Here is an 18,701-nt window from a genome sequence, read left to right as displayed (position 1 = left end):
CCATAATTAAAAATTTTCAATCATTATTTCCTTGTGAAAGCATAAGCCAACATTAACCAAGAAACTTATCCTTTATTGCTAAAGTTATCATTATAAGTATTATTTTACATGGTTAAAAAGGCACATCGTTATCTTTAAAGATCTGATCAACAAGATTTTTAATAGCGAAATTATCCTTCTGATTGAATTCTTCATATTCATCAAATTTGAAAAATTCTCTTTTAAACTTCAATCGAACATCTCCAATAGAACCCATACGATTTTTTGCAACAATAAACTCTGCCAAACCTATTAAGGAGTTTCCTCGTTCATCCTCTGTTATATGATAATATTCAGGTCGATGAATGAAACATGCAACATCTACATCATCGCATATTGTACCACTATCACGATAATCAGTCAATTGTGGCCTTTTACCATATATTCCATTTCGATCTTCTAAATTTCTATTTAATTGTGAAGTTACTACAATAGGAATATTTAGCTCTCTTGCTAAAACTTTCAGCTCTCTTGTTATGTAATTTATTTCAGCATATCTTGTATCAAAAGATTTATTATCAACAAAAAGCAATTGTAAATAATCAACAAAAATAATTTTCACACCTTGTTCATAAACTAATCGTTCTGCCTTATTACACAAATCACAAATACTTAAACGAGGTGTATCATCAATCATTATTGGAGCATATTTCAATTCCTCTATGTTCTTGTCTAATCGTTCCCATTCAAAAGATTCCAAATAACCACTTGATAATTTTTGATAAGGAATCTCACAAATATTTGCAATCAAAGCATTCGTTATTTGAATCTGATTCATTTCTTGCGAGAACAAAGCAACCGGTATTGGACTTTCTCTTAGGGCAATATTTTTTATCATGGATAGTATTAATTCTGTTTTTCCCATCGCAGGACGTCCTCCAATTACAATAAGCTGACCATTTTGCCACCCACCAATCAAATTATTCAGTTCATCAAAACCAGTATTTATCCCAAAGATAAAACCCTTTACATTTGCAGCACATTGAATCTTATCAATAGTTTCTTTTAGAATCTCATTTATCTTTTGAGGTTCTCGGCTATAGCTCACACTTTTACCTTGATTTTCCATAATATCGAATTTATAAAACAAAAGTTTTTATTTAGATTTAAAGTTGATTTCTTCTTAACTTTCCTGCAACCTTATAAAGGAATAAGATTTCACTCTTAGCAATATCCCGGTCTGGGAACTTACGACGGCCATCAGGGTTCAGTTCCATATTGTATGAAACCATTGTAATATAGCCATCACCTTTAGAGCTCTCATAAAGATTCTTTATATATCGATCTTCTTGGGTTATGACAACGTAACACTGGCCATAGTCTATATCATCCCGACTTTCGATCCTACGAACAAATATGATATCGCCAGATTTATATTTATCATACATACTATCACCAAATACCATAATCCCTCGGCATCCTTTAAATGCTGGGATGGAAACCCATTCAGTTATTTTGTTCTCGTCCCCCTCTAAACCTATACCGTTCCCCGCACAAACACGAATATCAAGAATTGGTTGTCGGTCATTGTAGATATTAGTATCTACATCTTTATTCCGACCAGAAATAATATAGTCTATGTCAAAATCAGTATATACTTCTGAGATTTTTTTTAATGTTTCCTTGCTTGTTGAATCGGAATATTGAGCTACAGAACCATTTGGAAGCCCTACAGACGCCTCAAAAGCTCTAACACTAAGTCCTTTTGATAAAATAAAAGCCTTGACTCTATCTCTTAATTGACTTACTTCTTGCTTTGCCATAGATAATTTGTTAAATAGATAAAATTATCTACATATAGTTTTGTTTGTAGATAAATATATCTATATTTGCACTTGTAATAATTAATACAACATCAAAGGTAAAGAAATTAGAACATATATAATAATGTAAGGAGGCAAAAATGGAAAAATTAAACCTACAAGGTCATGAGACTGGCGCTCGTTCGTTCAGAGAGATCTACTTCTCCATGGACAACACGCCGCCTAAGAAGGCTTTCATCCAAAAGATAGCCACCATTACCAAACGATCTGAATCGGCTGTCAGATGTTGGGTAGCGGGAGTCTACCAACCGGATGCGTTAGCCCAAGAAGTGATAGAAAGAGAACTTGGCATTCCTGCCAGTGAATTATTCCCAAAGGAGGATAAGGTATGCGCGCAATAGAATTCTATACCACCCCCTCCGGCGAAGTAACTATCAAAGAGCAGGGACAGCCGGAACGCCAACTGAAAGAGTCCGATACGGATTTCATTCAAAGTTTCCTTGAGATTTTGGAAGAGTTCTATCCGGAGGCTTATGCGGCACTCCGCAAGTATTACGCCCGCTACGACGGGAATAAATGCTACCGGGATTTCTTGGCTGTACGCAGGTTTATCAAATGCAACTTCGGGCTGTACGATAACATGATAGACGTGGATGAGAACTGGAATTTCAAATTCGAGTTTGTCGGCTGCCCTCTACGAGGAGAATGTGACGGGTTCAAGAAAATCTGTGAACCGAAGTTCAACAGTACATTATCAGACAGCCAGCTTCGGGTGATGGAGCTTTGCTACTATGGCAAGAAAGACGAAGAGATCGCGGAAACGCTTTTCATCTCGTCCCACACCGTAAAGAACCACCGGAAGAACGTTTTCCGGAAACTCTCGATACACTCCATGGCGGAGTTCATGCGATACGCGAACGAAAAGAATCTATTTAAGGGCGAATAATCATGCCAACCGAAAACACCTATCAAAGCATACCTTCTTTACGAAAGATCGAGATCGAATACCTTGCTTGGCAAATCACAAGGATGCAAGCGGGTATCCGGGAATTTATCGGGCAAAAGGAAGCGCACCTCCGTTTCGGGAGGAAGAACGTGGAAAGATGGGTCTCGGAAGGTAGGCTACAACGTTATAAGCGACCGGGCAAAATCGAGTACAGGCTGGAAAACCTGTATAAGTGCGCACTGGATCCATACGACTATTAAATGAATCATTAACATAGCAAGGCACCTTGGCAAGGCGTTGCAAAAGGAAGTTTACGATACCCATCCAACTCGCTATTTCACGGACGGTAAACCGCATTGCTAATAAATCATTGACGTATGAAAACAGATTACTGGAAACTCGCCCAAGCGGTGAGGTGGGGATTTTACATCCTTTTCGGAACGCTCGCCATACTTGGAATCGTGGCTATTTGCCTAGGACATTTCCTGCATATCATCACGACGTCCGGATGTGCGGCAATGGCTTACATGATAGCTAAACATTGGTAACTAACATTTAAAAACATAACATCATGTCGAATCTAATTCAGATCAAAGTAGCTGAGTTGAATCAGCTAAACCCGCTCATGATAGCGGAAGATAACAGGGTAGAACAAAAGTTCATCCAAATGTATAACGCGATCTGGGGTACCGCCCAAGGAGCGCAAATCTACGAGAAAGAGAAATTCAACTTCCGGAAGATCTTACAAGACAAGCCGGAACTGCAAAAATGCACACCATTATCCCTCTATGGATGCTTTTTGGATATAGCGGTCAACGGCCTGTCACTTGACCCGACAGGACGACCGCACTGTTATATTCTTCCCCGTAGCACGAAGACCGGCTATAAGGATAACAACAGTAGCGATATCTACGAACTACGTGCTTATCTCTCCATCACCGGATATGGCGAGTTAGTCATGCGGCAACGTGCCGGACAAGTCCGTTACGTGGATAATCCCGTGGTTTGCTATGAGGGCGATACCTTCTCCCCCGGGTTGATCGACGGCGTAAAGACCGTGACCTACCAAGCGGCATGCCCCCGAAAGTCCAACAAGGTGATAGGTGGTTTCTTACGTATCGTACGCTCCGACGGTACCGTGGACTGGCACTGGATGATGGAAGGCGATATCAAGCGATTGGAAGCGTACAGCTTTAAGAACAACCAGAAATGGAACCCGCAAACCCGGCAGAAAGAAGGGAAGGCCAATGCCCTTTATACCTCTAGCGAAGGAGGTATTGATCCGGGATTCTTGGAAAGCAAGCTTATCAAGCACGCTTTCGACGGATATCCCAAGGTACGCACGGGACAGTTCTCCTCATTCGAGACACAGGAGGAACCGCAAGAGATCGACTACGGACTGGAAGAAACAACCGTTATCCAGCCCAATCAAGCCGGACAGCAACCGCAAGCCCTCCAGCCCCAATCGGAAAATCCTTTACAAGGATTCGGAGAGCAACCGCAAGCGGAACCGGTACCCGTATCTGGTATAACAGCCCAAATATCACAAGAAGATGAAGAAGCCGGATTTTAAGAGTTCAATATCAACATTCAAAATTTTATCGACATGGATACACAGAATAACAATTTACCTTTCAAGGCTAACGAGGTCATTAGCATCTTACAGACAGCCCCGGATATTCTCGCCCGCAATGAGGCGTCGGTCTCAGCTTGCACGAACGCAGGGAAAACCCTCTTGGACACGATTGAGGGAAATGGAGGTATCGGCACGGACGAGATCGACACTGCGGTACAAGAATACCTTGCGAAGTCAAAGAAGACCGTAGAGAACATGAACAACCGCCGGAAGCCGTTAACCCAAATGCTAACGGCTATATCCAAACGTTTCACGACACTAGAGGGTTCCATAGACGCCAAATCCAAGGGAACCATCCCTTATCTGCTACAGATGGAGCGTAACAAATACGCCGCCAAGAAGCTGGAAGAGCAAAAACGCCGTGAGGAAGAGGCCCGGCAAAAACAGTTGGCGGAGAACGAGAAAGCCCAATACCGGGCCGACATAACGGTCTTGCTTGATACCACGTACGCCGCCTACGTCGAGAAGCATATCAACGCCTTGAACGGGATTTTCAATCGTGCCTCCCTAGCCACGTATGGGGACGTATGCCGGCAGATCACGCAAACAAGCACCGGTTTCTCATGGACGGATTTCGTGAAAAACGTCGTTGATAATAAACAGACATTCTATATGGACGGTGAGACCCGCAAAGCGATCAAGAACGAGATAGCCATCCTAAAGAAAAAAGAATATTCCGATCGATACGCTTTCGAGATCGAGGGACTGAAACAATCCTTGGTCGACCGCCTCCCATCCCTCCGGAAACAACTGGAGGAGCAAGAGGAAATTCGCAAGACCAACGCAATCGAGGCGGCACGGCTGGAGGAGGAGCGCAAACGGAAAGAGGCGGAGGAACGTCAAAAGGCCGAACTGGAACGCAAGCGCAAGGAAGAGGAAGCGAGAGCCAAGGCGGAGGCAGAGAAAGCCACCGCGGAAGTACAGGCAGCATTCGATTTCAGCGCCGCCAGTATGTCTCCTACCCCTACCAAGGCGAAGATCAAGAAAAAGATCCAAGTCACCAATCCACAAGGATTCATGCAGGTATACCAGATGTGGTTCATGCGTGAGGGTATCAACATGAGCATGGAGGATCTTGAGAAGATCCACAAGAAGATGATCTCCTACTGCGAGAAGGTCGTGAATAAGGACGGTGAGCGAATCCAGTCCGCTTTCGTGAGATATGTCGATGACGTAATAGCCAAATGATATGAGAAAGCTATATCTGTCCTCATGGATAAACTTCGGGAAATACAGGCGTACACCGAGTAACCTAAAAAAGATCCTCGATACGGAAGAGGGCCGCAAATGGTTCCGGTGGCTGATGGATAACACTTACGATTTTGAATTTGACTTTGCGGTCATTGAATACTTAAAACTCAAGGAAGAAGATGCAAGATACGTATTACCAACGGTCTGAGGTCAGCAACTCAGACCTGACAGAACTAAAGAACCTCCTCTATCCCCGTACGCAATACGGGGATAAGGAGAAGGCTTTCAAGTTCGGTAGCCTGATCGACGCGATGATTACCGAACCGGAAAGGGTCAGATATGATAAGCGCATGGTAGACGATGTATTGTATTCCGGCGAGGATTGGGAACTGGCACAAGCCATGATCAAGTCACTCCGTATGGAAGCCCGACACGATCCGCTCATTAAGTATGCATTGGAACAATCCGATAAACAGAAATTTATGGTAAATAAAAATCAAAAATTTCAATACGGCAATTTTGAATACACACTTGACACTCGTTGCAAATGGGATTTCTGGTTTTCAGCAATGGGGTTTGGAGGAGATTTAAAAACAACTTTTGCTTCTTCTCAAAAACAATTTAATGAAGCCATAGATTTTTTCGACTGGGATCGCTCAAGAGCTTGGTATATGGATATTGCTGGAAGTAAACAAGATTTTATTGTTGCAATAAGCAAAAAGAATCAACAAATTTTCAAAGCCACTATAAAAAAAGATGGCACTTTATATAAACGTGGCAAAGAAAAGTACGAAGAGCTAGCCTTCCGGTGGTGGATGCTAATAAGCTAATAGTATGAAGAGTCTAATTTTAATCCTAATCGGCTGGCTAAAGTACAGGCTGGTAAAGAAATGCCCTATATGCGGAGCTCCCGTACTCGTAAAGAAATTACAGACGCATACGGGAGATACATTCAACGTATATCATTGCGGCAACTGTGGCAACGATTATATCTTAAAATAAAAATCATGAATCTCAATATCACACCGACAGACAAGATATCCGAGGAACTGGCCGCCATAGATGCCTTCCTGAATATCACAATGAGCGAAGACGTACAAGAAGCTGTCCTACGTGGAAACGACCTTGCCGTCTATATCGCCCGGACCGGGAAACTGTTAGCAGATGCCAAATACCATCTGAACGTGAAAAAGAAATCGGAAGTATTCGACACATTACGGGAAACCGCTTCACGGGCCGGAGCAACCTCAAAGGCCGTAAACGCTATCATCGACAGCCTGTGCAAGGATGAGCAATACCTAGTCGACTGGTGTGATAGATTGAACCGGACCGCGACCCACCAATTGGAATGGTGTCGCACGATAATTAGCAAGGCGAAAGCTGAAATGGCCTTAGCGCCTCAGAGTTATAACAATCCTAAATTTTAAAAGAGCATGGAAGAATTAGTAAAAGAGCAACCCGTGTACGAGATCCAGAAAGTGAAGATCAAGAACAACCAGCTCACGGCGGAGTATACGGAAAAGTTCGTGGAAGCGAACTACAAGAACAACATCCTAAAGGAATCGGAGCAGTTTATCCACCCCGATCTACTGTACGCGTTGAACCGGCTTAAGCCACACGTAGTGAAAATCTGTGAGATGTACGAGGCTACATTGGTCAATGTCGCCAATCCTTCCGACGATGACTTGAACGAGAAGCTAAAGAATATCATCGTCACCGGATACAGTAAAGGCGGTAATGATGAATCAGCCGGCGTATCAATCCAAGCGCAAAAGCTCCTGAAAAGCGGGCAGATCCTTAACCTCTCCGTCCCGTTCACCAAATATGAGGACGAGTCCGGCGACGGGTACCTTTACGGAGCCGAGTTGAAAGAGGCCATCGGTAGATGTAGCTACGAGGTGGACGCTTATCTGTTCGAAGGTAAATATGGCATCAAGCAAGAATCCTTCGATTTCGATACCCCGGAGGAATCGGATATCACGGGCGAGAAGGAAGAGAAGCCTAAGAAACGGGGACGGAAGAAAAAAGAGCAGATCAAGGAGATCGCCGAGGAGGTGAAAGCCTTCGACGAGTTCGCCTAACTAATAATAAAAACAACCGTTATGCAAATCACTTTACAAAACACGGAAAAGGGACAATGCTATGCGGTAAGGTTTGACAGGTACCGCCAGCAGGTCGTTGACAAGCTAAAGACAGCCGTCAGCGTCCGCTGGTGGGACAAGTCTACCGGAGCGTGGATGATCCCGGCCAACAATAAGTGCAAGGCGGAGCTAGACCAGCTCACCTATTACGTGAGGCACTTCGAACCCGTCAACTGGGGAGGGTACGAGTCTAAGACCGACGAGGACATAGCCTATCAAATACCGGACATGCCCGAGTTGGACGAGGATCATGGCCTAAAGATACAACCTTACCCCTATCAACTGCAAGGAATCGCACGAGGCTTACAACTAAAACGGTTTATCAATGGGGACGACATGGGCCTCGGCAAGACATTAGAGAGCATCGCTACCATCAACAAAGCTGATGCTTTCCCCTGTCTCGTAATCTGCCCCAATACGGTCAAGATCAACTGGCAACGTGAATGGCACAAGTTCACGGACAAGAAAGCCATGGTATTGACCGATTCGGTACGAACCTCATGGCCATTCTTCTGGCAAACGGGCATGAACCATGTGTTCATCGTGAACTACGAGAGCCTACGGAAGTATTTCGTACGCCGAATCAACAAATCGGAGAAATGGACGCTGAAAGACGTAGAGTTCCATAATACGATCAAGTTGTTCAAGAGCGTGATCATTGACGAATCCCATAAGGTAAAATCAACGGCTACCCAACAAAGCAAGTTTTGCAAAGGTATCACCGCCGGGAAAGAGTGGATCATCCTGTTGACCGGTACCCCTGTCGTAAACAAGCCCAACGACCTTATATGCCAACTCGCTATCATGGACCGGATGAACGATCTCGGAGGCTGGAAATATTTCACGAGCCGCTATTGCTCTGGGCCGCACGGGGCCTCGAACTTGAAAGAGCTCAATTTCATGCTCTGGAAGCATTGTTTCTTCCGGAGGGAAAAATCCAAGGTGCTGACTCAATTACCCGACAAGGTACGGCAGATCGTGACCTGCGAGATCACCAACCGCAAGGAATACCAAGACGCCGAGCGTGACTTGGTGGATTATCTGAGACGATACAAGGAGGCCGACGATGAGAAGGTACAAAAATCGCTGAAAGGCGAGGTCATGGTACGAATAGGCATATTGAAGGACATAACGGCCCGGGGTAAGTTGAGAGAGGTGATCGATTTCGTGAAGGATTTTCGGGAGAACGGAAAGAAGATCATCCTCTTCTGTAACCTGCATGAGATCGTAGACCGGCTCCTACAGGCGTTTCCCTCGGCGGTGTGTGTCACCGGACGGCAAGATATGCAACAAAAGCAAGCGGCCATAGACGCTTTCCAACGGAATCCCAAGACGGACGTCATCATCTGCTCCATCAAGGCCGCAGCGGCGGGTATCACGTTGACAGCGTCAAGCAATGTCGCTTTTATCGAGCTACCGTGGACATACGCAGATTGCGACCAAGCCGAGAGCCGGGCACATCGTATCGGCCAAAAGGACTCCGTGAATTGCTATTACCTGCTTGGCCGCAAGACCATCGACCAGAAGCTCTACAGGATCATCGAGGAGAAAAAACATATAAGCAACGCCGTGCTTGGCGCGGAGGACAATATACAAACAAACATCGTCGATATGATGGCCCGGATATTCGACGAGACCGAGGAGGAGGAATAACCATGGCAGAGGAACACATAGGGATCAACCGCTTGAAAGAACGGGAGGACGCTAATAAATATCCACGAAGGAAATGCGTAAGATGTATCCGTTATCCATGCTTCTCCGGACAAGGAATAGGTACGCACGCCATTAATCTCGCCGCTTATGGATGTAAGGATTATAAAAGTCAAACAAGATTAAAGAATATGTCGCACAATGTAAACAAAGGAGGTTCAGATGCTTAAAATATCATTGTTAATAATCGGAATGATCTCGCTAATATTCATTCTCACGTCTGGAATATCGATCCAGTTCAAGCCATTCCATATATCCCTAGCTTATCCATACTTTGGAACAGGGATGGTATTGATAGCCATTGGTTTCGCCTTGTGCTTCGGCTCGGCTTACTATCATGGAATATCAAATCATGAATATAAAGATGGTTACAGCAAAGGATTCAACGCAGGTATTGAATACATTATCGATTGGGCTAAGAATAAAAAAGAAGGCTAAAGATAACATTTTTATAGCGAGAGATAAAGACTAACAAAGAGAATAAATAAAAAGGCAGCGCCTCACAGCGCCACCCCATTACAACCTGCGACAAATATATCAAATAAAGACAACTATGGCAAGTGAGGCATTGAATAAATATATTGAGAAACGTTACGACAGGTGGCTGGATTACGCTAAGTATCACTGCTCACTTGCCGGAATGAGTAGTGAAGCTATTGACGTATTGAACGAGGTAATGTGTATGCTACTTCAAAAGCCTCTGGAACACCTCTCCCGGCTTATGGAAGCCAAGCAAGGTAAATATACCGAACTTGACTGGTATATCCTGCAAATGATAAAGCTGAACGTTACCTCGGACACGTCTCCCTACCGGCATAAATACAAGCCTATCCCGGTAGATGAGAATGTGGATTGGCGAAGACTGAACATTATTGATGAGCCCGATGATAGTATTGACCGTACCGAGTATATCCGGGAACGTATGCAGGATATCCGGGATATGGTCGATCAATTAGGCTTATCCGAAAAAGCCAAACGCATTTTTGCTTGGAAATTCTTCGCCGGAGAATCTTTTGCCGATTGGCCGGGACCGGAAAACAGGAAAGAGTTGTACGAAACCTACAAAAGTGTTTTCAATGCGGTGATGGATAAGAAGGATGGGAAACTACTATTATAAAAAGAGCGTCCAGATAATCGCTCACCCAAACGCCCAACCTTAACTATGAAATAATTTATGTTTTTTTGTTTGTAAACATACAACTTAATTAGATACGTTATCCGCTAAATTGTATATTATTCAGCAGGACTACTCTGTTTCCTGCATTTCTTCCAGTTTCCTCTTCAACCTTTTTCATAAAAAATAATTATGGTCATTCTAAAAGATGTATTATTTCAATAGGTCTATTAACAACAAAAGTAGGTTTCAAACTTAATAATATATCTTTTTCTTTTGTTCCCCATAAACACGCAACACTATCCACTCCTGCAGACAGAGAAGCCTGTATATCTATACCTCTATCCCCAAAAGAAATTGCCTCTTGAGTATTTAGTTCCAAGTAATCAAGTGCTTTAACAAAAGCCTCTGGATTAGGTTTTCTATGACGAACATCATGATAAGCAATGATAACATCATGAGGAATAGAAAAATGGTTCAAAACGTTATTTACATAATTAGATACAGCTGTACTTACCACAGCAACCTTTATTTCATTAATTCTTATAAAATCAAATACAGCCTCAAAACCGTCATAAAGAATAAAAGAAGGTATTAGCTCATTAACTTTTCCCCAGTTTTTACCCCGATAGGGCTCTGCAATACTTGAATCCACCAAAGTTTGATCCAAATCAAATATAATTCCTTTTTTCATTTCAGCATTATTTAAAAGATTCTCAACTCATCATTTTGGTAGTTCAAAACTCCCCCCTGTTGAAGGAATTCGAACAAAACCTCTGCCTTACGAAGAGAGAAAGAACCACGAGAGATAAGCAACTCATTTCCTGCTACATTTTCATTACACTTAACCGACTGTTCTTTATAATTTACCACAGCTAATATTTTATTGTTATTTATAGTCGTTCGAACAGCATGCATTGTTCCACCTTTTATTCCTGTTTGAATAACGATTGTTGCAATTGCCAAACCAGCTTGTAATCTATCTCTTTCCACGAAAGATGTATTATATGCAGGTACACCAAAAAGATATTCAGATAATAACAAACCTCCTTTTTCCAATATTTCTTTTGCAATAAATTCATTTCTTTTTGGCGATATCATTTGTAATCCATGAGCCAAAATAGCGGTAGTAGTTCCATTTACAGAAAGAGCTCCCTTATGTGCTATAGTATCACACCCTAAAGCTAAACCACTTACAATATTGAATCCCTTTTCTGCAAAGTATTTTGCATAATACATTCCTGCTTCTTCTCCTTCTTTAGTTGGATGTCTCGTACCAATAATTGCAATAGATTGCCTATCTTTTATAGAAGATAAATTTCCTTTGTAATTCAATATAAGAGGAGAAGTATCTTCGCCTCTATTTCCAATTAAATTTCTAAGCATAAAAGGATAGTCTTCATCAAACTTAGAAATAATAAAAACATTATTTTTTAACGACTCACCTATAATTTTATTTGACTTATCGACAGCGTATTGAATATCTAAACGGCTTAGCTCCTTTTTTACTCTAATAAGTTTGTTATTTATACAATTCATTATATAAGTATAAATATCAGCTTCGTCAAATGCTTTATTTTTTACCATACAATTAGCCACAATTTCAGAACTACGACTTCCAAACCCAGGCAACTGTAATAATCTAACAATCAACTCAGTTTCTTTTGATATATACATAATTCTATAAATTTACATTAGCATTCATCTCATGATTTGTCCTTGCAAGACAAAATAAATAACATTTTGCATCAGGCCATTCAGCCTTTATCGTTCTTACCATTTCAGCTACAGTTGTACAAGATGTTGTTATATCGTCAATAATCAAAATATTTTTATTATTCAAATTTTCATCCCTATTTTTAATAAAAAAAACATTTTTCATTTCCTTTTGTCGATCAAGTAAAGTGGGAAGGGTATGTAAAGCCGCCGTAGACCTCGTCTTATTTAACAATTGAGGCAAATACTTGGCGCCAATTGCAGATGCAATATCGTACACATATTCTCTAATCTTCGCACTCTTCAGAGGAACTGTTTCATTATGTCCTAAAACTCTAATAACATAATCAAAAGTTAAACGGCTATTAACAAAAGCCTCGATAGTCATACTTTTTATTAGTTGAAAATCTTCTTCATCTGCTCTATTTTTGAATCTAGCAACTCGAGCCGTCCATGTTGTAGTATCTCCTTGAGGTATATAATAAACCAAATGATATGCCTCTTCCAAACCAGCAGCCTTATACTGCAAATGCTTATTTGATAACGTTTTCAGCTCCATAGTATTTAAATTTATGTCTATTAATTACAAATATAAACATATAAAAACAAATCAAAATATCATTAAGCATTATTAACTTTACACATAAAAAACGCCCTACCCTCACGAGCAAGACCGCCACACAAGTATTAATATCAAACAAACTCACCAAATTCTATAGTATACTCCTGCTCCGACATAGTGCGATACCCAGTCTCACCAACAAGTATGAATTATTTCTGATTTTTTTCTTTATAGTCGTTTGATCAAAATAAAACTACTATCTTTGACTTTCATTTTCAAAAAAAATAATATGGGAAGACAAAAAAAGTATCCAATGCCAAATGGCGCAGTTTATTCAGATGTAAAAAGTGATGACCAGAGGAGAAAAGTTCGAATCAAATTTAGTAATCAGACAGAAGTTAATTTATTTTTGGATTGGGCCAAACAAAATGGTATTGAGGCTCGCCAATATGTGAGTGGAGAGAATGAAGTACATGCTTATGGCGTTGGTTACAATGGAGCAGAAAACGCCATTGTAGTCATGCGTGATTAAAATAGCACGTAAATTACGGATTTAGAATTACCCAGATCTTTTATATATCTGGGTAATTTTAAACTATGAGCTTTTTTCGTCTAATAAGCCAGATCGCTAATACAAAATGCGCTCCTACCCCTATCCACATTAATGTCTCTTGATACCATCTCGACCGATTCACCTCGACGATCTTATCTACTGGGTAGGGAATCCTGATCGTGTCCTTTATAAAGATCGAGTCATGGATGAAGCGATCTTTATAAAGTGTCTTGTACTTCTCGAGATACACTGTATCACCTTTAACCACAAAATAAACCGAGTCATACCGATAGATTGAATCACGTAAATAGCGATCCTGATACTCGACACGGACGGATTCAACCGGGACATAGACTGTCTTAGTACAGCCTACCAGCCAAAATACTATACATATATATAATAGAACTCTCATAGTAACCCCCATCCCGCTATCACGTTCGACATATCCGCTTCTCTCCCATTCTCAAAACGGCTCATCCCTGCCACGATCCGGATCATCTGTTCTCGGTCGTTGATGTTTATCGGATCGTCAGCCGGGATTCCAGCGTAGTCAGATACAAATTGAATATACTTTTCCGTATGGTTCTCTTTCGGTGGTGCCCATCTTCCTATCATCTTGCGGATCGTATCCAGCTTATAGTTCCGGTAATAGTTAGACAGGATCTTGAAGATCGCCCTATATCCGTATGCCATCGATTTAAATTGCTTGAACTCTTTGTCTGAGCTTGTCTTCTCTCCTTGGAAGACATCGCTATTCTTTCTGATGTTCCCGGGGTTGTTGTTTCTCAACCCTCTGGGCAGACTACTATTTCTCATTCCTTATCCTCCCTCATTAATAACCGTTCTGCGGCTCACGATCGCCGCATTTCTTTTTCTCGCACCTTTTTAAAGCCAGTTCTATCTTCACGTCCGAGTAGCTCTCTTTTAAGGTGAAAAGCTCGTCCTGCACCTGCCGGAGCCGTCCGGTCTGCTCAACGAACCGTTCCTCCTTCTCAGACAACTGCTTTTGCAAGAACTCATTATACTCACGCAGGGCCTTGAACTCCTCCACGTCAGCTTGAGCGTCCGCTATACGGGCGTTAGTCTTACGGTTCGCCCACGCACGGATGCCCCATTTTATCCCCTCGATCCCGCCCATCGCACCGATTATCGCCAATATCGTATTCAAATCAACTCCCATAACTCGTTTTCTTTTAATATATACGGGGACTTTTATTTGCCCGCCCCCGATAAAGGCTTATATCCCGTTAAGCGATAGGATCTATTCCCTTTAGCTCATTCCATCTATCTTGGTATTCCTCCCCGGAAAAAGGCTGGTCGAGTATCTTGGAATAAGAGTCGATCGTCTCGGCGGAGAACATCCCCTGCCGATCAAGGTAATCCACCCGCTGTTTCAGGTACCATAACTCATCGTCCGTGAAATCAAAGGACTTGACCCCTGTCATGGCGTCCACGGTCTTGAATGAGATCTCGTATTCCCCGTTACCAACAGGGGTCATAACCACTTCCTTCCGCTCCGAATCCAATAGCTGGACCTTGCCGGAGATAGATATTTTCAAGCCGATATTTTTGCGATTGTCGTACATCGGCAGCACGTTATTGAGTATTAATACCCTGTCTTTCAATGTCAATTTCATATCTATTATTTTTTTAAATTAGTATTTCATACATAAATAACCTGTTTTGTTATCATAATAAACAGGATATAGCTCGGGCGAAGAGCTTAACGCCCCCAATTGCGCGTGTGTCATCATGGAGCCGACATTAATGACAGTTCTCTCCATGGCACCATCGTCATTAAAATACCGGGACTCGACCCGGAAAGCGGAACCCCAACCAGCCTTATGCACGCAGTTAATCCATATCCTCGGATAATTGGTATAAGCGGAACGCCCACACCTCAATGTCAAGATAGGCGGGACACTCATCGCCGTAGCGGAGTCTAATATATCGGTCAGATCAAGTACCGAGTTCACGTAATTCGGATACGTCTGCATTATGACATTACGCAGGTGGTTACCACCATTATCGGTATCTACCGATCTTAGCGTGACTTGTCCGTCGTTGTGGATGGCCAACGCCCCGTTATACATATAATGTCGCTTGGAGAGCATCAATCCGCTAGCGGCCACCAAACCGCTTAGCCCGACCCGGAAAGGGGCTTCATCCCTTCGCTCGTAAGTGCTGCCGACCCATATACGGACAGATCCCGGATCAAGGTTCGAGATATCGCCACCGCTATTACCGTCACTGGCGAAACCGCATGAGACCTCGTAATTACGGTTCATGCACATGATGGAGTTGCTGCCATATACCTTGCCGTCACTGAGCACCTTGAATGTCGGGGAAGCGGGAGGCTCCCCGTTCGCCCCGGAGTTCCCGCCGGACCATATCCTTACGGTACCGCTAGCGGCCATGCCCCCGGTATTACCGAACGCTATCGCCCCCGTGGACACGAGGCCGCCATTGATCTCGGTAATCGTGCAGTCGTACTCGGAGGCGAAAACCCACCCTTCACCATTATAGCGATAGATATTCACGCCGTCTACCCAAAGATCGTTCTTCCGCATTCCCGATCTCGGGGCCGTGGATTGGTAGAACACCTTCGCCTTGTCATTGGCCATGCTCTGGGCATCGTTAGCCGATCCTTGGGCGTTATTGGCAGCGTTACTGGCATTTTCCGCCTCGCTAAGAGCGTCCTGCGCCTTTTTCATGGCTGTATCTGAATACCCTTTCAGCGTATCTTGAATAGCCTTGTTTGCGGCCTCTACGGCTGTGTTAAAAGAGGACATGGCGGTATTGAAGGCCGTGAACTTGGCGTCAACGTCTTTTTTCTCGGCCTCTGTCGCCTTGCCGTCAACGATAGCGGTATTGATGGAGGACAATAGGTTGTCAATCGCCCCGAACAATGTCACCTTCGCGTTCAAAAGCCCGGTCTTGGCCGGGCCGGAGAGATAGGTATTCTCATATAATTTTTTATAAGTGGCCTCGACCTGGGCCTTGGAAACATTGACCGTATTCAGGTATTTCTCGATCGCTACGGCCTCCGTCTCCGTGACTATACCATCCTTGAACGCCCCGTCCACGTAATAGTTCAGGTCCTCCACGGATTTCTTGGCCTCCTTGATAGACTGATCCAATTCCGGCCACTCATCAAGGTTTTTCAGCCCCGAACCGGCGGTAAAGACCATACGCCCATGAAACTCGCCAGAGCCATCCCCCTTATTCAGTATGAAATAGGTATTACCATCCGTCGAGACAATCCTATCCACCGTCACCCGGCCGGGGAGTATCTCCGTGAAACCGTACACGGTAACGAAGGAACGGGCCCCGTCAAACTGGCTCCCCAATAAACCGGTCAAGAAATAATAGTACCCATCCTCCTCGAACTTATGAGGGCTCCCGGACATCTCGAACGTCCCCTTCCCACCGCTCTTGCCGCACTTCGCATAGAGATAGAGTTTCCCGTAATCCCCCAAGTAGGGACTCGTATACGCCCCCATATCCCAATACTGGTATTCGGAAGGCTTATGGGACTCCTTGATATCACTGATGCCCAGCGTCATGTGCTGCAAGATCAAAGCTGGGGCGGTAAACACCCCGGTGTTGTCATCATACCTGAAATCGGGCATGACGGTCACAGGAGCGGTCTTGCTGTTGACGAAACGGAATTGCAGGGACTCATCACCCACCAAGAGCGACATGGTACGTACCCATATCGGGTCTATGCCCTTGGAGTAATTATCGAAGGCCACTTCCAGCATCTCTTGCGCCTCGATAGCGTCACGGTAACGGCGCTTGGTAAACTGTAACGCTTCCTTATACCTCTTGTCATTAACGACCTCCTCGCTCTCCAGCTTGCCCAACTCATCGGACAGGAAACCGCCTACCGGCGTGTTGGATAGCTCAAGCTCCGGACTGTGGGGCCTATTAATGTGATCCCTCACCCCGGTGATCCGGATCAGGATACCGTCCGGCTGGAACTGGGGATCGCTGAAATCAACATAACCGCCGGGTACCAGCTTGGCGCCGATCGCCAACCAATTCTTCTTGGCCCATATGCCGTCCAGCTCTCCGATGAACGTGAATTGCCGCTCCTCACGCTCGTAAAGGTAGCGTACCGCCTCCCGGAACATGTCCCAGCTCGCCCCGGTCTTGGTGGCGTTGTCGCACACGTAGGCGGCGGGAAGGGATATGTTAAAAACGGCGTACTTGTCGCCGACCTCCGGATACAGGGAAGCGTTCGGCAGCGTCATGCCATCCTGCTCGGACGAGACGATCTCGAACTTACGGCCGTCATGTACATACTTTACATCGAACTCACGGCCCGCCAGACGGCCTGTCTGGAAGATAACCGTCATGGTCTGGCCGGCGATCAGGCAATCCTCGAAATTGAGGTTGGCGGGAACCGATGAGTCATAGAAGTTGTAGAACGTGACATCGTTCCCGTCCGTGTCCTCGCCCGGCTCCGTGTCGGTCTCGCTCACCGTGCCGACCCGGGATGGATATATATCGCTGGCGTCGTAGCTGTCCTCATTATAAGAGGAAAGGGGCCTGTCCGCGCGAGTGACATACATCCCGTCCTTGTCGGTCTTGTACCGTCGGCCTTGGTACTCCAGCTCCTGTGACTTGGGAAGCAACAATGTCTGGCTACCGTAGACCGAGTAATCGATATTCCGCTCGCCGCCTTGCACGTAAAGGATCTCCACGGGGAGGTTGTTGCCTTGGTTCGCACGACCTACACCGGGAAGGAATCCGTTACCTTTTCCGTAGGATAGCTTTAGAGGAGCGTCCCTGTAATACTCCACCTTGCGGAGGTTGATAGTTTTGCCCACGATCTCGAACTCCGTGTCGAACTCCTCGGCCAAACGCCCCAATACAGCCCAGCATTTCTCATGGTTGAACGACAACAGTTTCTCCGGGGCCTCGATCACCGTGCCGACCGTCCAGCCGGAATCATAAAGATTCAAGTTGTCCACCAGTAGCTCCACGAACATCCTCGGCGTGGCCGTCATGACGAACTTGAGCTTGTACGGCTTGTCGGACAACAGCTTGTACTTATATTTTTTCAGGATCTCCTCGTTACCGCCGAAGGTGACGGTATAGTCGAATACCCTCGTGCCCTCCTTCTTGAAATCCGAAGGGTACCACAGCGTGTACCTTTCCCCCTGGTACTCGATATACGCCCCGGTGGGCAGCTCCACGTGATCCACTAGGGAGTAACGCAGCTCCACCTTCTTCGCTTGCGCTATCGCCCGGTAACGATAGCTGTCATCGTCCACCGGGATGTCAAGCAATACCTCGCCCGTCTTGTCGTAGATACGCATCTC

25 protein-coding genes are annotated in these 18,701 nt (G+C 44.4%); 16 read left to right on the top strand and 9 right to left on the bottom strand.

From position 1 onward, the window contains the following. Nucleotides 1–112: 112 nt before the first annotated feature. Both DW205_RS01035 and DW205_RS01030 read right to left on the bottom strand, forming a co-directional pair. Nucleotides 113–1,108: a DnaB-like helicase C-terminal domain-containing protein gene (locus tag DW205_RS01035; protein ID WP_121963034.1), complete on the bottom strand. Its 996-nt coding sequence runs from the start codon at nt 1,106–1,108 to the stop codon at nt 113–115. A gap of 37 nt (nt 1,109–1,145) precedes the next feature. Next, nucleotides 1,146–1,802, bottom strand: a complete 657-nt coding sequence (locus tag DW205_RS01030) for a S24 family peptidase (protein WP_121963033.1) — start codon at nt 1,800–1,802, stop codon at nt 1,146–1,148. Between the two features lie 140 nt (nt 1,803–1,942). Between DW205_RS01030 and DW205_RS01025 the strand changes: the two genes are divergently transcribed. The 15 genes from DW205_RS01025 (at nt 1,943) to DW205_RS22205 (ending at nt 10,543) form a co-directional block, all read left to right on the top strand. Beyond that, nucleotides 1,943–2,203 (top strand): hypothetical protein, encoded by a 261-nt coding sequence (locus DW205_RS01025; protein ID WP_008780397.1) that lies wholly within the window; start codon nt 1,943–1,945, stop codon nt 2,201–2,203. Then, nucleotides 2,191–2,748: a helix-turn-helix transcriptional regulator gene (locus tag DW205_RS01020; RefSeq protein ID WP_057316516.1), complete on the top strand. Its 558-nt coding sequence runs from the start codon at nt 2,191–2,193 to the stop codon at nt 2,746–2,748. The genes DW205_RS01025 and DW205_RS01020 overlap by 13 nt, the downstream gene beginning before the upstream one ends. A gap of 2 nt (nt 2,749–2,750) precedes the next feature. Then, nucleotides 2,751–3,008 (top strand): hypothetical protein, encoded by a 258-nt coding sequence (locus tag DW205_RS01015; RefSeq protein ID WP_121963032.1) that lies wholly within the window; start codon nt 2,751–2,753, stop codon nt 3,006–3,008. Nucleotides 3,009–3,125: 117 nt separating this feature from the next. Then, nucleotides 3,126–3,296, top strand: a complete 171-nt coding sequence (locus DW205_RS22080; protein ID WP_008780394.1) for a hypothetical protein — start codon at nt 3,126–3,128, stop codon at nt 3,294–3,296. A gap of 23 nt (nt 3,297–3,319) precedes the next feature. Beyond that, nucleotides 3,320–4,321, top strand: coding sequence for a recombinase RecT (locus tag DW205_RS01010; RefSeq protein ID WP_121963031.1), 1,002 nt, complete (start codon nt 3,320–3,322; stop codon nt 4,319–4,321). A gap of 33 nt (nt 4,322–4,354) precedes the next feature. Beyond that, a complete protein-coding gene (locus DW205_RS01005; protein WP_121963030.1) occupies nt 4,355–5,572 on the top strand; it encodes a hypothetical protein in 1,218 nt (405 codons plus the stop codon). Between the two features lies 1 nt (nt 5,573). Then, nucleotides 5,574–5,783, top strand: coding sequence for a hypothetical protein (locus DW205_RS01000; RefSeq protein WP_057328718.1), 210 nt, complete (start codon nt 5,574–5,576; stop codon nt 5,781–5,783). Further along, on the top strand, nt 5,755–6,405 hold the full coding sequence (locus DW205_RS00995) for a PD-(D/E)XK nuclease-like domain-containing protein (protein ID WP_121963029.1): 651 nt from the start codon (nt 5,755–5,757) through the stop codon (nt 6,403–6,405). The genes DW205_RS01000 and DW205_RS00995 overlap by 29 nt, the downstream gene beginning before the upstream one ends. A 4-nt stretch (nt 6,406–6,409) precedes the next feature. Next, complete coding sequence (locus DW205_RS22075; protein WP_154398138.1) at nt 6,410–6,577, top strand: hypothetical protein; 168 nt, start codon at nt 6,410–6,412, stop codon at nt 6,575–6,577. A gap of 5 nt (nt 6,578–6,582) precedes the next feature. Next, on the top strand, nt 6,583–7,002 hold the full coding sequence (locus DW205_RS00990; protein ID WP_121963028.1) for a hypothetical protein: 420 nt from the start codon (nt 6,583–6,585) through the stop codon (nt 7,000–7,002). 6 nt (nt 7,003–7,008) lie between these two features. Continuing rightward, entirely contained in the window at nt 7,009–7,656 is a 648-nt protein-coding gene (locus DW205_RS00985) for a hypothetical protein (protein ID WP_121963027.1), read from the top strand. Between the two features lie 21 nt (nt 7,657–7,677). Beyond that, on the top strand, nt 7,678–9,369 hold the full coding sequence (locus DW205_RS00980) for a DEAD/DEAH box helicase (protein WP_121963026.1): 1,692 nt from the start codon (nt 7,678–7,680) through the stop codon (nt 9,367–9,369). A gap of 2 nt (nt 9,370–9,371) precedes the next feature. Then, complete coding sequence (locus DW205_RS00975) at nt 9,372–9,596, top strand: hypothetical protein (protein ID WP_057316523.1); 225 nt, start codon at nt 9,372–9,374, stop codon at nt 9,594–9,596. A 22-nt stretch (nt 9,597–9,618) separates the two neighbouring features. Continuing rightward, the gene (locus tag DW205_RS00970) at nt 9,619–9,864 is read left to right on the top strand and encodes a hypothetical protein (protein WP_224202493.1); all 246 of its coding nucleotides are present in this window, start codon (nt 9,619–9,621) and stop codon (nt 9,862–9,864) included. A gap of 115 nt (nt 9,865–9,979) precedes the next feature. Further along, nucleotides 9,980–10,543 carry a hypothetical protein gene (locus DW205_RS22205; RefSeq protein ID WP_199565858.1) on the top strand — a complete coding sequence of 188 codons (564 nt, stop codon included), beginning with the start codon at nt 9,980–9,982 and terminating at the stop codon, nt 10,541–10,543. 193 nt (nt 10,544–10,736) lie between these two features. Here DW205_RS22205 and DW205_RS00960 read toward each other — a convergent pair whose 3' ends face one another. The 3 genes from DW205_RS00960 to DW205_RS00950 are packed head-to-tail and all read right to left on the bottom strand — an operon-like array spanning nt 10,737 to nt 12,815. Further along, a complete protein-coding gene (locus DW205_RS00960) occupies nt 10,737–11,234 on the bottom strand; it encodes an HAD family hydrolase (protein ID WP_121963025.1) in 498 nt (165 codons plus the stop codon). 11 nt (nt 11,235–11,245) lie between these two features. Beyond that, nucleotides 11,246–12,217: a DNA-processing protein DprA gene (locus DW205_RS00955; protein ID WP_121963024.1), complete on the bottom strand. Its 972-nt coding sequence runs from the start codon at nt 12,215–12,217 to the stop codon at nt 11,246–11,248. Between the two features lie 4 nt (nt 12,218–12,221). After that, the gene (locus DW205_RS00950) at nt 12,222–12,815 is read right to left on the bottom strand and encodes a hypothetical protein (protein ID WP_121963023.1); all 594 of its coding nucleotides are present in this window, start codon (nt 12,813–12,815) and stop codon (nt 12,222–12,224) included. A gap of 292 nt (nt 12,816–13,107) precedes the next feature. Here DW205_RS00950 and DW205_RS00945 point away from each other — a divergent pair, with 292 nt between their 5' ends. Continuing rightward, on the top strand, nt 13,108–13,350 hold the full coding sequence (locus DW205_RS00945; protein WP_121963022.1) for a hypothetical protein: 243 nt from the start codon (nt 13,108–13,110) through the stop codon (nt 13,348–13,350). A gap of 429 nt (nt 13,351–13,779) precedes the next feature. Here the strand turns inward: DW205_RS00945 and DW205_RS00935 are convergent, their stop codons facing one another. The 4 genes from DW205_RS00935 to DW205_RS22200 form a co-directional block, all read right to left on the bottom strand. Then, entirely contained in the window at nt 13,780–14,187 is a 408-nt protein-coding gene (locus DW205_RS00935; RefSeq protein WP_121963020.1) for a structural protein P5, read from the bottom strand. 16 nt (nt 14,188–14,203) lie between these two features. Beyond that, complete coding sequence (locus DW205_RS00930; RefSeq protein ID WP_011966235.1) at nt 14,204–14,551, bottom strand: hypothetical protein; 348 nt, start codon at nt 14,549–14,551, stop codon at nt 14,204–14,206. Between the two features lie 67 nt (nt 14,552–14,618). Then, complete coding sequence (locus DW205_RS00925) at nt 14,619–15,008, bottom strand: hypothetical protein (RefSeq protein ID WP_011966234.1); 390 nt, start codon at nt 15,006–15,008, stop codon at nt 14,619–14,621. A gap of 18 nt (nt 15,009–15,026) precedes the next feature. After that, the gene (locus tag DW205_RS22200) at nt 15,027–18,698 is read right to left on the bottom strand and encodes a hypothetical protein (RefSeq protein ID WP_199565857.1); all 3,672 of its coding nucleotides are present in this window, start codon (nt 18,696–18,698) and stop codon (nt 15,027–15,029) included. Nucleotides 18,699–18,701: the final 3 nt, after the last annotated feature.

Origin of the sequence: Parabacteroides sp. AM17-47 (genome assembly GCF_003434625.1) — a bacterium.
Classification (GTDB): domain Bacteria; phylum Bacteroidota; class Bacteroidia; order Bacteroidales; family Tannerellaceae; genus Parabacteroides; species Parabacteroides distasonis.
This window is presented reverse-complemented; position numbering and strand designations above follow the sequence as displayed.